The following is a 14758-nucleotide window of genomic DNA, read 5'->3' on the forward strand; positions in this document are numbered from 1 at the left end:
GCAACCATCGTCTCATCCCCAGAAAGACACTCCACAACAAACCGTAGCCGCTCGTCCATGATGCCAGTCTCTCGCCAAACCATCGCCGGTCCTCCGGCGGACAAGAAAACTGTCACCCATGCTATCGGTCCATTCTGTTACCTATCTATCCGGTTCGGACACAGCTTCTTTCTCCCCGTCACTATACGGGGAGAAATGCCCGGCAGGGCAATGAGGGGCGGCGCCAACATCTGAAACTATCGAGCTAAAGCTCCTCGGAATGCCCGATAGCCACACCATACTCCGCAGCCGAATCCAACATCGTGTGCCACAGACTTTCGGCAAACGTCGCAAACACCAGGAGGTTGAACACCGCCTGCCCATCCGCCTGGTCACCACCACGCCAGAGCGTGACGCTGGTGTGATCCATCGAGGTCGCGGCAGCAGCGCCAACCGGAAACGCATCGGGATGCAAATCAATCGACGACAGTTTCGCCAGCATGGCGCGCGCCTTGAGGCCGCAGATGCTGATCAGCACGCGTGCATGCGATTGGTCGGATAGCGAAGCGGAAGATGCAAAGGTCTGAGCGAGCACCTCAGTCCTGCCACCCTTCGACAGGACAAAAAACTGATCCGGTCCCGACCAGATCAGCGTCGCATCCGCGGTGCCACCCGCCTTCGGCGTTTCCGGAGCCGCGACGCCGAAACGAGCGTTCGCCGCCTCGGCCAAATCACCCGCCTTGCCGCGCCGTGCCATCACCTGGACGAGGTCGAAATTGCGGATCTCGGTCAGCGACACACCGGCATCGCCTTGCACGCCGTAAGCGCCAGGAGCGAGCGCGCGCTCGAGCGGGCTGCGAACATCCCAGGAAAAATCAGCCACGCTGGCGCCCTCCATCGGGATCGTAGAAGACGGGATTGCAGAGTTCGACATCATAGTCTTCACCGCGCAGCGGATCATGCGCGTGGACGATCTCGCCGATGCGTTCGCGGCCGCGCTCGACAAGGCCGAGACCGATCCACTGGTCGAGCGTCGGCGAGAAGCAGACCGAGGTGACGTAGCCCTGGTCGTTATCAGGCCCGGGCGTCTGGCCCTTCGGGATGATGTGCGCGCCGGAGCGCAGGCGGCGCGCCTTGTCGACCGGCTTGATCCCGACCACGACCTGCCGGTCCGGCGCCACCAGCGCCTCGCGGCCGGCCATGACGCGACCGATGAAATCCTTCTTGGTCGACATCATCTTGCCAAGGCCGAGATCGGCGGCGGTCGTCGTGCCGCTCAGTTCCGGTCCGGCGACATGGCCCTTTTCAACGCGCATGACGCCGAGGGCTTCTGTGCCATACGGCGTCACGCCGAACGGTTTTCCCGCCAGCATCAAATTGCGTGCCATCGCTTCACCGTAACGCGCCGGCACCGAAATCTCGAACGCCATCTCGCCGGAGAAGGAGATGCGGAACAGCCGCGCCTTGATGCCGCCGCGCAAAGCGACTTCGCGCACGCCCATGAAGGGAAAACCTTCGTTCGAAAGGTCCTCGGCAGGGTCGACGATTTCCTTCAACAGGTCTCGCGTCCTTGGCCCGGCAATCGAGAACTGCGCCCACTGGTCGGAGACCGAGGTCAGTTGCACGTCGAGTTCGGGGAATAGCACCTGCCGGCAGAATTCGAGATGCTGCATCACCAGCCCGGCCTTCGCCGTGGTCGTGGTGAGGAAATAATGGTCCTCGGCCAGCCGCGAGGTCGTGCCGTCATCATAGACGAGGCCGTCCTCGCGCAGCATCAGCCCGTAGCGGGCTTTTCCCACGGCAAGGTTTGAGAAGGTGTTGATGTAGACGCGGTCGAGGAAGGCGCCGGCATCGGGGCCGTGCACATCGATCTTCCCCAGCGTCGAGACATCGCAGAAGCCGACGCCCGAGCGCACCGCCTTGACCTCGCGGGTCACGGATTCCAGCCAGTCCTTCTCGCCCGCGCGCGGATACCATTGCGCGCGCTTCCACAGGCCGGTGTCGACAAAGATCGCGCCCTGTTCGGCCGCCCAGTGATGCGACGGCGTCAGCCGCGTCGCATGGAAATTTTCGTCGCGATGGTGGCCGGCAAAAGCGCCGATGGCGACCGGCACGTAGGGCGGGCGATAGATGGTCGTGCCCGTCTCGGGAATGGATTTGCCCGTCACCGCCGCCATGATGGCGAGGCCGGCGACGTTGGACGTCTTGCCCTGGTCGGTCGCCATGCCGAGCGTGGTGTAGCGCTTCAGGTGCTCGACCGATTCAAAACCCTCGCGCTGCGCCAGCTCGATGTCGGACGCGGTGACATCATGCTGCTGGTCGACGAAAGCCTTGCCTTTGCCAGCGACATGCCAGAGCGGGGTCAGCGAGAACGCCTCGTCGTCGGCGACCGGTGCCGATCCCGCATTGCCGATCCGGCTGGCGTCACGCGCCGCTGCGGCGCCGGCCTCGAAACCTGCGCGCAGGCAGGCGCCTAGCCCGAAGTCGCCATTAGCCGCACCTGCGGCGACCATACCGGGCGGCGCGCCGTCCGGCACGAAAGCTGAGATGTCGTCGCGCCATTTCGGCCGGCCGCGATGGTATGAGGTCAGCCCGACCGCCGGATTCCAGCCGCCGGAAACGGCAAGCCCGTCGGCCTCGACCTCGGCGCGCGCGCCGCCGGTCAGCGACACCGCTATTTTTCTTACGCCGTCCTTGCCGCCGTCGACGCCGCTGACCGAGCCGTGCAGCACGGTGAAGCCGTTCCTGGAGGCGAGGGAACGATGGGCAGGCGAGACGTCAGTCCGCGCATCGATCACCGCCGCGACCTGCAGTCCGGCTGCGAGCGCGGTCTCGACCGTGCGCCAGCCATCCTCATTGTTGGTGAACAGCGCAACACGCTTTGCCGGCGTCGCGGCATAGCGCGCGACATAGGTCCGCATCGCCGACGCCATCATTACGCCGGGCGTATCGTTGCCGGCAAAGACGATGGGACGCTCGATCGCGCCTGCAGCCACAACACAGCGCTTGGCCACGATGCGCCACAGCCGCTGTCGCACCTGATGCTCGGGCGGAACCGGCAGATGATCGTTGACGCGTTCGATCGCGCCATAGGTGCCGCCGTCATAGACGCCGAACAGCGTCGTGCGCGTCATGATGCGAACGTCAGGCATTGAGCTGAGTTCGGCCAGTGTGCGCTGGATCCATTCCGCAGCCGGCAGCCCATCGATCGTGCCGCCATCCGACAACAGACGGCCGCCGAGCGCAAAATCTTCTTCGCACAGGATGACGCGAGCGCCGCTGCGCCCGGCCGCCAAAGCCGCCGCCAGACCTGCGGGGCCGGAGCCGGCGATCACCACATCGCAATGCGCCCAGGCTTTGTCGTAGTGATCCGGATCGGGGGTGACCGCCGCGCGACCCAGACCCGCGGCGCGTCGGATCGCCGGCTCGTAGACCATTTCCCAGAATTTTGCCGGCCACATGAAGGTCTTGTAGTAGAAGCCGGCGACGAAGATCGGTGCGAACAGCTGGTTCACCGACATCACATCGTGGCGCAGCGACGGCCAGCGGTTCTGGCTGGCCGCTTCGAGGCCTTCATAGAGTTCGGCCGTCGTGGCCTTGGTGTTGGCCTCGCGCCGTGCGCCGGTGCGCAGTTCGACCAGCGCGTTGGGTTCTTCCGAGCCCGCAGTCAGAATGCCGCGCGGACGATGGTATTTGAACGAGCGGCCGACCAGCTTGACGCCATTGGCGACCAGCGCCGACGCCAGCGTGTCGCCCTGGAAGCCGGAGAGGCTCTTGCCATCGAAGCGGAAGTTGAGCGGCGCCGAGCGGTCGATGAGACCGCCGGATGTGAGACGATGGGATTGGCTGGAACTCACGATGGCCGGCCTCTCATCGATCCAATGCCAGGCGGGACCGTCGCGCTCTTCACCCTCCCCCTTGTGGGGGGGGTCGCTGCGCAGCAGCGGGGTGGGGGTGCGGCACCGACCCCCACCCGGACCTGCGGTCCGACCTCCCCACAAGGGGGAGGTAGGGGGCTGGCGCTTTTCGCGACGGCTGTGGTCTCGACAGAATAGCTCATGTCTCCACCTGGCTCGCACCAGCCCCCGCCGCCGGTTCCACCGCCGAGATCTCGTGCGTCAGCGTGTTGCGGGTGACCTTCAGCCAGGCCCGGCAGCCACCGCCGTGATACCAGTTCTCTGCCATCACGCCGGCGATGTTGTCGCGCAGATAGACATAGTCGTAGACGGCATCTTCGCCGGCATCCGCCGCCGGCCGTACAGGCTTGGCATCGCCGAGATAGCTGAACTCGCCGAGTTCGCGTTCGCCGCAGAAAGGACAGGTGATACGCATCTTGTTCCGGCCGCCTCAATGCAGGTTCGGTTGGGCGCCTTGGCCCTTTTCGTCGATCATGGCGCCGCGCTGGAAGCGGTCGAGCCGAAACAGCGCCGCCTCCTTGTGCGTTTCGTCACGCGCCAGAAGATGGGCAAAGACGAAGCCGGAACCGGGCGTCGCCTTGAAGCCGCCATAACACCAGCCGGCGTTGAGGTAGAGCCCGTCGACCGGTGTCTTGTCGATGATCGGCGAGCCATCCATCGACATGTCCATGATACCGCCCCACTGGCGCAGAAGCCGCACGCGGCCGATCATCGGGATCAGCGCCATGCCGCCTTCGCAGACATCTTCCATGACAGGCAAATTGCCGCGCTGGGCGTAGGAATTGTAGCCATCGATGTCGCCGCCGAAGACCAGCCCGCCCTTGTCCGACTGGCTGACATAGAAATGCCCGGCGCCGAAGGTCATGACGCCGGGGATGAGCGGCTTGATCGCCTCCGAGACGAAAGCTTGCAGCACATGGCTTTCGATCGGCAGGCGCATGCCCGCCATCGCTGCGACACGCGACGATGACCCGGCGACTGCCATGCCGACCTTGCCGGCGCCGATCTTGCCGCGCGACGTCTCGACGCCAGTCACCTTGCCGTTGCCGTCCCGGACAAAGCCGGTGACCTCGCAGTTCTGGATGATGTCGACGCCGAGTTCGCTCGCCGCATGGGCATAGCCCCAGACCACCGCGTCATGCCGCGCGGTGCCGCCGCGGCGCTGCAGGAGGCCGCCCTGCACGGGAAAGCGCGCATGGTCGAAATTCAGGAACGGCAGCATCTTCTTCAGCGCCGCCTGGTCGAGCAGTTCGGCATCGATGCCATTGATGCGCATGGTGTTGCCGCGCCGCGCATAAGCGTCGCGCTGCGCATCGGAATGATAGAGGTTGAGGACGCCGCGCTGGCTGACCATGGCGTTATAGTTGAGGTCCTGCTCCATCCGCTCCCAAAGCTTCATCGAAAGCTCGTAGAAGCCGGTATTGCCGGGCAGGCCGTAATTGGAACGGATGATGGTGGTGTTGCGGCCGGCATTGCCGGAGCCGATCCAGCCCTTTTCCAGCACGGCGACGTTTCTGATGCCGAACTCGCTGGCGAGGAACCAGGCGGTGGCGAGCCCATGGCCGCCGCCGCCGATGATCACAACATCGTAGTGGTCCTTGGGCGCCGCATCGCGCCAGGTGCGCTGCCAGTTCTTGTGGCCGGAAAGGGCAGCACGGGCGAGCGAGAAGATCGAATATTTCATCAGGTCATTCCGAGGTCGCTCGCACCGCTAGGACGATTATATGTCCAGCGTGTGGTCGCGCTCCCATTGCGTGAAGTGCGAAGCATAGGAATTCCATTCCTGTTGCTTCAGCTTTAGATAAGCCGACGAGAATTCCTCACCCAGCGCCGCCTTGAGCGATTTGTCCTTGTCGTATTCGCGAAGCGCGTCGAGCAGGTTGAGCGGCAGCTTCGGCGCGCCCTTCACAGTGTGACCGTTCTGGTACATGTCGATGTCGTAGCGCTTGCCGGGATCGGCCTTGGAGCGGATGCCGTCGAGACCGGCGGCAATGATGACGGCCTGCAGCAGATAAGGGTTTGCGGCGCCGTCCGGCAACCGCAGCTCGAAGCGGCCGGGGCCGGGCACGCGCACCATGTGAGTGCGGTTGTTTCCGGTCCAGGTCACCGTGTTCGGCGCCCAGGTGGCGCCCGAAATGGTGCGCGGCGCGTTGATGCGTTTGTAGGAGTTCACCGTCGGGTTGGTGATGGCGGCCAGCGCCGAGGCATGTTTCATGATGCCGCCGAGGAAATTCTTGCCCTTGGCCGACAGGCCGAGTTCCATCGCGTTATCGGCAAAGACGTTGACCTTGCCGGCCTTGTCCCAGACCGAAATATGGGCGTGGCAGCCATTGCCGGTCAGGCCCTGGAAAGGCTTTGGCATGAAGGTCGCGCGCAGGCCGTGTTTCTCGGCCACCGACTTGACCATGAACTTGAAGAAGGAGTGCTTGTCGGCGGTGGCGAGCACATCGTCGAAAGCCCAGTTCATCTCGAACTGGCCGTTGGCGTCCTCATGGTCGTTCTGGTAGGGGCTCCAGCCCAGCGCCAACATGTGGTCGCAAATCTCGGCGATGACATCGTAGCGGCGCATCACCGCTTGCTGGTCGTAGCAGGGTTTTGAAGCCGTGTCGTATTTGTCGGAGATGACGCTGCCGTCCGGCGAGATCAGGAAGAACTCTGCCTCGACGCCAGTCTTGACATGCATGCCGTCAGTGGCGGCTTCCGCGATCAGCCGGCGCAGCGTGTTGCGCGGCGCCTGCTCGACTTCCTTGTCGTCCATGATGCAGTTGGCGGCGACCCAGGCGACATCGGGCTTCCACGGCAGCTGGATCACCGAATCCGGATCCGGCACCGCCAGCATATCAGGATGCGCCGGCGTGAGGTCGAGCCAGGTGGCGAAACCGGCGAAGCCGGCGCCGTCCTTCTGCATGTCGGCGATCGCCTGCGCCGGCACCAGCTTGGCGCGCTGGCCGCCGAACAGGTCGGTGTAGGAAATCATGAAATATTTGACGCCGTTCTCTTTGGCGAATGCGGCGAGATCGTTCCCCATTATAGTTCCTCGCTTATTTTGATGTGTTTTTTAGAAGCCGTTTTTCCCCGGTATCCAGTTGGTGCCGGCCAGCGGCACGCCAGCCATGGCGGCGGCTTCGATGGTGAGGGCTACGAGATCCTCGGGCTCGAGATTGTGCAGGCTGTTCTTGCCGCAGGCACGCGCAATGGTCTGCGCCTCCAGCGTTATCACCTTGAGGTAGTTCGCCAGCCGCCGTCCGGCGGCGATCGGATCGACCCGCTTCATCAGTTCGGGGTCCTGCGTGGTGATGCCCGCGGGGTCGCGACCCTCGTGCCAGTCGTCATAGGCGCCGGCGGTGGTGCCGAGCGCATTGTATTCGGCCTCCCAGCGCGGGTCGTTGTCGCCGAGCGCGACGAGCGCTGCCGTGCCGATCGACACCGCGTCGACGCCGAGCGCCAGCGCCTTGGCGACGTCGGCGCCATTGCGGATGCCGCCCGACACGATCAGCTGCACCTTGCGGTGCATGCCGAGATCCTGCAGCGCCTGCACCGCCGGCCTGATGCAGGCAAGCGTCGGCTGGCCGACATTTTCGATGAATACTTCCTGGGTGGCCGCCGTGCCGCCCTGCATGCCGTCGACGACGACGACATCGGCGCCGGCCTTCACCGCAAGTGCTGTGTCGTAATAGGGGCGGGCGCCGCCGACCTTGACGTAGATCGGCTTTTCCCAGTCGGTGATCTCGCGCAGCTCGAGGATCTTGATCTCGAGATCGTCCGGCCCGGTCCAGTCGGGATGGCGTGAGGCCGAGCGCTGGTCGATGCCCTTCGGCAGCGTGCGCATTTCGGCGACGCGGTCGGAAATCTTTTGTCCCAACAGCATGCCGCCGCCGCCGGGCTTGGCGCCCTGGCCGACAACGACTTCGATGGCGTCGGCACGGCGCAAATCCCTGGGGTTCATGCCGTAGCGTGACGGCAGGTACTGGTAGACCAGTTGCTTGGAATGGCCGCGCTCTTCCTCGGTCATGCCGCCGTCGCCCGTGGTGGTCGACGTGCCTGAGAGCGTAGCGCCACGGCCGAGCGCTTCCTTGGCCGGGCCGGACAGCGACCCGAAGCTCATGCCGGCAACGGTGATCGGGATTTTCAGCTCGATCGGCTTCTTGGCATAGCGCGAGCCCAGCACGACCGACGTGTCGCACCGCTCGCGATAGCCTTCCAGCGGATAGCGCGAGATCGAGGCGCCGAGGAACAAAAGGTCGTCGAAATGCGGCAGCTTGCGCTTGGCCCCGGCGCCCCTGATGTCATAGATGCCGGTCGCCGCCGCGCGGCGGATTTCGGAAAGCGTGTAGTCGTCGAAGGTCGCGGATTTGCGCGGCGTCGTCGGCGGGTTCTTGTAGGTCATGCTGCCTCAATACGCGTCGGCGTTGTCGATATTGAAATTGTAGAGCGTGCGCGCCGAGCCGTAGCGCTTGAATTCCGACGGCTTGACGCCGGTGACGCCGGCGCGGTCGAGCAGTCCCTGCAGCAGTTCGATATGCTCGGGCCGCATCTCCTTGGCGATGCAGTCGGCGCCCAGGCTTTCGACCTTGCCGCGCACGAACAGCCGCGCTTCGTAGATGGAATCGCCAAGTGCGTCGCCGGCATCGCCCAGCACCACCAGATTGCCGGACTGCGCCATGAAGGCCGACATGTGGCCGATATTGCCGTGCACGACGATGTCGATGCCCTTCATCGAGATGCCGCAGCGCGAGGATGCGTTGCCCTCGATGACGAGCAGCCCGCCCTTGCCGGTGGCGCCGGCATACTGGCTGGCGTCGCCCTTGATGACGATCGAGCCCGACATCATGTTTTCGCCGACGCCAGGTCCGGCCGAGCCGTGCACGGTGATGGCAGCGCCGTCATTCATCCCGGCGCAGTAGTAGCCGACGCTGCCGCGCACATCGATGCTGACCGGCTGGTCGACGCCGACGGCAACCGAATGGCTGCCCTTCGGGTGCAGCACTTCCCACGCCGTTTCGTTGGAGCCGGGCGTCAGATTGTGAAGCGCCTGGTTGAGCTCTCGCAGCGACGACACATTGAGATCGAAGACCCGGGACGCCTGGTCTTGCGCCGCCTTCGAAAGTTTGGTTGCCGGCATGGGCTCAATGCTCCCAGAAATAGACGGTTGCGGGTTCCGGTTCCCAGACCCTCGCATTGTCTATGCCGGGCAGTTTGGTCAGCGCGCGATATTCCGAGCCGAAGGCGACATACTGGTCGGTCTCGGCCATGACGGCGGGCTTGCAGGCGATCGGATCGCGCACCACGCCGAAACCGTTCTTGGTGCCGACGACGAAGGTGAAGAAGCCGTCGAGGTCGGACAGCGTACCTTCCAGCGCCTCGCCGAGGTTCTTGCCATGCGCCATCTGCGAGGAGAGATAGGCGGCGGCGACCTCGGTGTCGTTCTCGGTCTCGAATTTCATGCCCTCCCGCACCAGCTCACGCCGCACATTGTTGTGGTTGGACAGCGAGCCATTGTGCACCAGGCACTGGTCGGCGCCGGTCGAGAACGGATGCGCGCCCATAGTGGTGACGGCCGATTCCGTCGCCATGCGGGTATGGCCGATGCCATGCGTGCCGGTCATCGAGCGGACGTCGAAGCGGTCGACGACCGCTTCCGGCAGACCGACTTCCTTGTAGATTTCCACCGCTTCGCCGGCGCCCATGATGCGCACGTCGGGGCGGATTGACTGCAGCGCTTCGCGCGCGGCATCGACCTTGTCGGGCGCGGTTCTCAACACTGCATGGGTGGACTTCACCGCTATGCTCACCGGCGCGCCGATGGCCTTCGCGAGTTCGGCGTCGAGGCCGCGGAAATCGCGCTCGGGCTTCGCGGACTGGATGGTGATCTTGGCTTCATTCCTGGAAGGCGCGCCATAGATGGCAATGCCGGCGCTGTCGGGGCCGCGATCGCTGAGCGATATCAGCATCTGCGACAGCATCGAGCCGAGCTGCGGCTCAAGCGACTTGTCTTTCAGAAAAAGTCCGACGATTCCACACATGTCAGCCTCCCGACGTTACCACTAGACGATGATGTATCGAATGCGTCGTGCGAATTCAATCGTATGAAAAAAATATTCCTGTAGTTACGTATCCGGCTCGATGCGGCCTTGTGAACTATCGCCGCCGTCGCGGGCGCTGTGAATCCATGTGGCGGTGCGGATGCGGGCTATTCTGTAGGCATCGAGGATCGACAGCGCATAGATCAGGAAGCCGCCGGCGTGGCGGCCGACGAAGCTGGCATCGGCCGGCGCGATCTTGGCCGTCACCCAGGCGAGGATCACCATGAAGAACAGGAACTGCAGGCCGCGCACGGGCACGCCCAGAATGACGTGGCCGCTGGCCGGTAAGACGATGGCAGCGCCGAGCACCAGATACGGGTTTGTCGGTGCGGGTGCGCTCATGCGACCTGCCTTTCCTGTCGGTTGATGGCATCGCGCAGCACTGAGGCCGAGGTCAGCAGTCTCTCGACCAGCGTTGGATCCAGCCTTGCGCCGCCGAATGCGGCCTGCCGGAACACGCCGTAGCGCGCCCGCTCGGCCTCGGCCAGCAGCCAGACGATGCGCACGCCGTTCGGGGTGATCAAGAGTTCCTTGGCGCGGCCTTCGGCAAAGATGTCGAGATGGCTGGCGATCAGGTTCTGCGGAAAGCGCGCCGCCCTGAGGTCGGTTCGCAGCACGGCTTCAGCCGGAAATCCCGGAGCCTTCGGCAGCGTATGCTGAAGATGATCGAAATTGGAGAAGGTCGTCGGCGAGCCCGGCCGCATCATCATGTCGAAGGTCGCCGGCACCGCAACCGGCTCTGTGATCGTGACACTCAACCATCGCGCCGGCAGCTTTCGCGTTGCCAGCGTGTCGACGATGGTGCGCAGCTGCACGCGCTGTCCGTTCCATGTGCCGGCCCAGGTGACAACGCCGGCTGTGCCATCGGAGACATCAACGGCATCTGTGATGACGGTCCGGATGCTGGCTGCCTCGGCTGCAAGATCAGCCTTGGCCTTTTTGCGGCTGGCGCGCGTATGCCAGGCGAGGTGCAGGACGAGAGCCACGGCGACCGCCCCGGCCAGCAATGCTGTCGTCACGTCAGACACCTCGTCACGCCATGCCCGCCCAGACCGGCAGGCCCTCTCCTGTCAATAGCCCTGCGGCTTCGGCCACGGCATGGTGAACTGGTCGCCGCGGCGCACATAGCGGTAACGGTAGAAGTGGAACCACAGCGAGATCAGGAAGTAGAAGGCGACCATGGCGATCAGCTGCGTGCCGTAGCCGAGGAAGATCGCAAAGAAGGTCACCACGCAGAGGCAAAACAGCACGATCGCCGGGATCGGGTGGAACGGGTGCGTATAGCCGCGGCGGATCGTGCCCAGCGGCCACTTTTTGCGGAACATCATGATGTTTATGCTCATGAAGGTGTATTGCAGCACGCCCGACAGGATTGAGAAGGTGATCGCCTGGTTGAGGTCGGCGATGAAGGCGAAGGCGAGCGCGATCGGCAACAGGAACAGGATCGAGCGATAGGGCGTGCGGTATTTCGGGTGCACGGCCGAGAACCATGTCGGCAGATAGCGGTCGCGTCCAAGCGAGAACCACGCGCGGGCCGCATCGTTGATACAGCCATTGGCCGACGCCAGTGCCGCGAGCAGCGTGGCGACGAACAACAGGTTTTCCAGCAGCGGGCTGCCGGTCAGCTTGCCGGCGTCCCACAAGGGATAATAGGTGATACCGAGGTACTCCCAGGGCATCAGCGAGGCGCAGACATACCAGGTCATGGCGGCGGCGATCAAAAGCGTGATCATGCCGGCCATGGTGCCGTAAGGCAGCGAACGCGCCGGCGAGCGCACTTCCTCGGCGGCCTGCGTGGTGCCTTCGATGCCGAGATAGTACCAGATGCCGAACTGGAAGGCCGCGATGACGCCGATCCAGCCATAGGGCAGCGCATTGCCGGGGGTGACCAGTTCGTTGAGCTTCAGCACAGCACCCTGCGTCCAGGGGCTGACCGAGAAGAACAGGATAACGATCGAGACATAGGCTATCGCCGTGATGACGAAGTTGACGTTGAGCGTCATCAGCACGCCGCGATAGTTCAGCCATGCCAGCACGACGATGGTGGCGGCAATGAAGGAGTTGTGGGTGAGCCCTTCGACGCCGGCCTTGGCGACGATGGTGTCGCCGAGCAGGATGGCGTCCGAAACCTCCAGCATGGTGTAGGCAAAGACCAGGAACAGCGCGACGTTGAAGGCCATCAGCGGCCCGACAATGTGCTTAGCCTGCGCGTATTGGCCGCCGGCGGCGGCAACCGTCGATGTCACCTCGGAGTCGATCATGGCGACCGAAGTGTACAAGAGCCCGACCACCCAGCAGACGATCAGCGCCGCCAGTGCGCCGCCCTTGTCGGCCGAGAAATTCCAGCCGGTGAATTCGCCGACCAGCACGATGCCGACGCCAAGCGCCCAGACATGGGCGGGGCCGAGCACGCGTAGCAGTGAAACTCTGTCGCCGTGTATTGCCGGTTCAAGCGTGATCGTCATTGTTCAATCCCCACTCAGATCCGGTGTTTTTCGGAAGCGGCTTCAAGCTCGCCTTCGCGCGAGGAAGTCAGCACCTCCTCGGAATAGGTCGTGTCGATCTTGAACCAGTCGTAGAGCATCCACAGCGCAAGCACGACCGAGATGCCCCACGATGCGTAAGAGAGTGCGACCCACATGAGCGTGCTTCCCCAAAATCTCTGGCGTTACTTGTCGTCGAACTTTTCGTTGATGACGTCGCGATATTCGCGGTCGGAGGCGCGGAACAGGAAGACGAAATAGCCGATCAGCACCGCCGCCATGATGATCAGCGTCGGCCAGTCGATGATGTAGTGGAAGCGGTTCTGGATGATGTCGTGCGCGGTCTCCGGCGTATAGCCGAGCTTTTCCCAGATCGAGGCCATGGTCGGGTTCTGTCCCAACGCTTCCCAGGTTTTGGCATCGAGCGCGTCGATGGATTTCGCCGCACCCGCCAGGCCGAGTTTCAATGGCAGCCACAGCGCCACGAAAATGGCGACCACGACGACCACGATATCGAAAATCTGCCCGGCCTTGCCTTGTTCCGGCGGCGTGTAGCGCGACATGTCTTCTACCCCTCAGGACGTTCTGTTTTCAGGACTTGCGGCTGCGGGCCGCGTCGGCGTTCTTGATGTCGAGACCGTAGATGAAGTCCTTGTCTTCCTTGTAGTGATTGACCATCGCCAGGATGGCGGCCGTATTGAAGATCAGCACGGCGGCGGCAGCGATGGCGACGACGATCTTGATCCCGGTGTCCGGGATGTAGGGCCATGTCATGACGAGCACGAAGAGGATCGTCGCCCAAAGGCAGATGATCAGGAGCGCGGACCCGCGCAGGTCGGAACGGTACAGCGTTTCGATGCGCTGCTGCAGGTCTGACATCGGTTTCCCCTTTTCCAGCGCCCGACCCCGAATTGGCCGCCCGCTGCCTCTTTCAACAGAGTGAAATTTTTTTCATAAATTCGGGCCGAATCCAGCAATTGTCAAGCCGATTTTACGTTGGGTTAACCGTTTGTCCCCAGCCGCGAATTTTGCCTGACAATGAAATTATTTGCTTCCGGGTATTGCGGCATCAGGACGTTTGCGATCAATATTCGACCAAATGCTCCCGCCTCGCGCAGGGAGCCGGGAACACAATAGAATTTTCGAACGGAGGATTTGCGGATGACGGCATCCTGGAGATTTTCGACCCTGGCGGATCGCCATCGCGCGTTAGGCTCGAAGCTCGAAGACTGGAGCGGCATGGGCACCGCCTGGACCTACGACAAGGACGCCGACGAGGAATACACCGCCATCCGCACCAGGGCCGGGCTGATGGATGTGTCGGGCCTGAAGAAGGTTCACATCACCGGGCCGCACGCCTCACACCTCATCGACCTGGCAACGACGCGCGACGTGGAGAAGATCTATCCCGGCAAGTCGGCCTATGCCTGCATGCTGAACGAGGCCGGAAAATTCACCGACGACTGCATCCTCTACCGCACCGGGCCGAACGCCTGGATGGTGGTGCACGGCTCCGGCACCGGCCATGAGGAATTGCAGCGCGCTTCCGTCGGCCGCGACGTATCGCTGCGCTTCGACGACAATCTGCACGACCTGTCGCTGCAGGGACCGACCGCGGTCGACTATCTCTCAAAGCATGTGCCGGGCATTCGCGACCTCAACTATTTCCATCATATGCAGACGCAGCTGTTCGGCTTTCCCGTCATGATCTCGCGCACCGGCTATACCGGCGAGCGCGGCTACGAGATATTCTGCCGCGGCCAGGACGCCGGCACGATCTGGGACAGGATCCTCGACGAGGGCAAGAGCGCCGGCATCATTCCGTGCCGCTTCACCACGCTCGATATGCTGCGCGTCGAAAGTTATTTGCTGTTTTATCCCTATGACAACTCGCAGAAATATCCGTTCGAGAACGAAGGCCCCGGCGACACGCTGTGGGAGCTCGGCCTCGACTTCACCGTCAGCCCCGGCAAGACCGGCTTTCGCGGCGCCGAAGAGCATTACCGCCTCAAGGGCAAGGAGCGCTTCAAGATCTACGGCGTGCTGCTCGACGGCAAGCAACCCGCGGATGAGGGCGCGCCGGTCTATCGCGACGGCAAAAAGGTGGGCGTGGTCACCTGCGCCATGTATTCGCCGCTGGTCGAGAAATCGATGGGCATCGCCCGCCTCGACGTCGACTGCGCGGTCAAGGACACCAAGCTCGAGATCCGCAACAAGAGCGGTTCGATCAGGGCGACGGCGCAGCCTCTGCCCTTCGACGATCCCAAAAAGACCAAGCGCACGGCGAAAGGCTGAG

At 63.4% G+C, this 14758-nt stretch carries 15 protein-coding genes; 1 reads left to right on the forward strand and 14 read right to left on the reverse strand.

Features of this window, described 5'->3' with window-relative positions; all coding sequences use genetic code 11:
* Positions 1-244: 244 nt before the first annotated feature.
* The 14 genes from NKI37_RS15175 to NKI37_RS15240 all read right to left on the reverse strand — a co-directional run bounded on the left by NKI37_RS15175 (position 245) and on the right by NKI37_RS15240 (position 13341).
* Positions 245-862, reverse strand: coding sequence for a sarcosine oxidase subunit gamma (locus NKI37_RS15175; protein ID WP_352790414.1), 618 nt, complete (start codon positions 860-862; stop codon positions 245-247).
* On the reverse strand, positions 855-3836 hold the full coding sequence (locus tag NKI37_RS15180; RefSeq protein ID WP_352790416.1) for a sarcosine oxidase subunit alpha: 2982 nt from the start codon (positions 3834-3836) through the stop codon (positions 855-857). The genes NKI37_RS15175 and NKI37_RS15180 overlap by 8 nt, the downstream gene beginning before the upstream one ends.
* Before the next feature lie 199 nt (positions 3837-4035).
* On the reverse strand, positions 4036-4311 hold the full coding sequence (locus tag NKI37_RS15185; RefSeq protein ID WP_023684437.1) for a sarcosine oxidase subunit delta: 276 nt from the start codon (positions 4309-4311) through the stop codon (positions 4036-4038).
* A 15-nt stretch (positions 4312-4326) separates the two neighbouring features.
* A complete protein-coding gene (locus tag NKI37_RS15190; RefSeq protein WP_023668554.1) occupies positions 4327-5580 on the reverse strand; it encodes a sarcosine oxidase subunit beta family protein in 1254 nt (417 codons plus the stop codon).
* Positions 5581-5616: 36 nt separating this feature from the next.
* Positions 5617-6924, reverse strand: a complete 1308-nt coding sequence (gene glnT / locus NKI37_RS15195) for a type III glutamate--ammonia ligase (protein ID WP_023684436.1) — start codon at positions 6922-6924, stop codon at positions 5617-5619.
* Between the two features lie 30 nt (positions 6925-6954).
* Complete coding sequence (locus NKI37_RS15200) at positions 6955-8283, reverse strand: FMN-binding glutamate synthase family protein (protein WP_023687061.1); 1329 nt, start codon at positions 8281-8283, stop codon at positions 6955-6957.
* A gap of 6 nt (positions 8284-8289) precedes the next feature.
* Entirely contained in the window at positions 8290-9018 is a 729-nt protein-coding gene (locus NKI37_RS15205) for a GltB/FmdC/FwdC-like GXGXG domain-containing protein (protein ID WP_352711063.1), read from the reverse strand.
* A gap of 4 nt (positions 9019-9022) precedes the next feature.
* Positions 9023-9919 (reverse strand): class II glutamine amidotransferase, encoded by an 897-nt coding sequence (locus tag NKI37_RS15210; protein ID WP_023668550.1) that lies wholly within the window; start codon positions 9917-9919, stop codon positions 9023-9025.
* 84 nt (positions 9920-10003) lie between these two features.
* Entirely contained in the window at positions 10004-10321 is a 318-nt protein-coding gene (locus NKI37_RS15215) for a hypothetical protein (RefSeq protein ID WP_023668549.1), read from the reverse strand.
* Positions 10318-11007, reverse strand: coding sequence for a hypothetical protein (locus NKI37_RS15220; RefSeq protein ID WP_023704841.1), 690 nt, complete (start codon positions 11005-11007; stop codon positions 10318-10320). The genes NKI37_RS15215 and NKI37_RS15220 overlap by 4 nt, the downstream gene beginning before the upstream one ends.
* A gap of 42 nt (positions 11008-11049) precedes the next feature.
* Positions 11050-12444, reverse strand: coding sequence for an APC family permease (locus NKI37_RS15225; protein ID WP_023668547.1), 1395 nt, complete (start codon positions 12442-12444; stop codon positions 11050-11052).
* 14 nt (positions 12445-12458) lie between these two features.
* On the reverse strand, positions 12459-12620 hold the full coding sequence (locus tag NKI37_RS15230; RefSeq protein WP_023668546.1) for a hypothetical protein: 162 nt from the start codon (positions 12618-12620) through the stop codon (positions 12459-12461).
* A gap of 27 nt (positions 12621-12647) precedes the next feature.
* Positions 12648-13025 (reverse strand): hypothetical protein, encoded by a 378-nt coding sequence (locus NKI37_RS15235; protein ID WP_023668545.1) that lies wholly within the window; start codon positions 13023-13025, stop codon positions 12648-12650.
* A 28-nt stretch (positions 13026-13053) separates the two neighbouring features.
* Entirely contained in the window at positions 13054-13341 is a 288-nt protein-coding gene (locus NKI37_RS15240) for a hypothetical protein (protein WP_023804352.1), read from the reverse strand.
* Between the two features lie 282 nt (positions 13342-13623).
* On the opposite strand from NKI37_RS15240, the gene NKI37_RS15245 reads away from it, so the two are divergent.
* Entirely contained in the window at positions 13624-14757 is a 1134-nt protein-coding gene (locus NKI37_RS15245; RefSeq protein WP_023668543.1) for an aminomethyl transferase family protein, read from the forward strand.
* The last annotated feature ends 1 nt before the right edge of the window (position 14758 follow it).

The sequence above is a fragment of the Mesorhizobium sp. M0626 genome (assembly GCF_040320665.1).
Classification (GTDB): Bacteria; Pseudomonadota; Alphaproteobacteria; order Rhizobiales; family Rhizobiaceae; genus Mesorhizobium.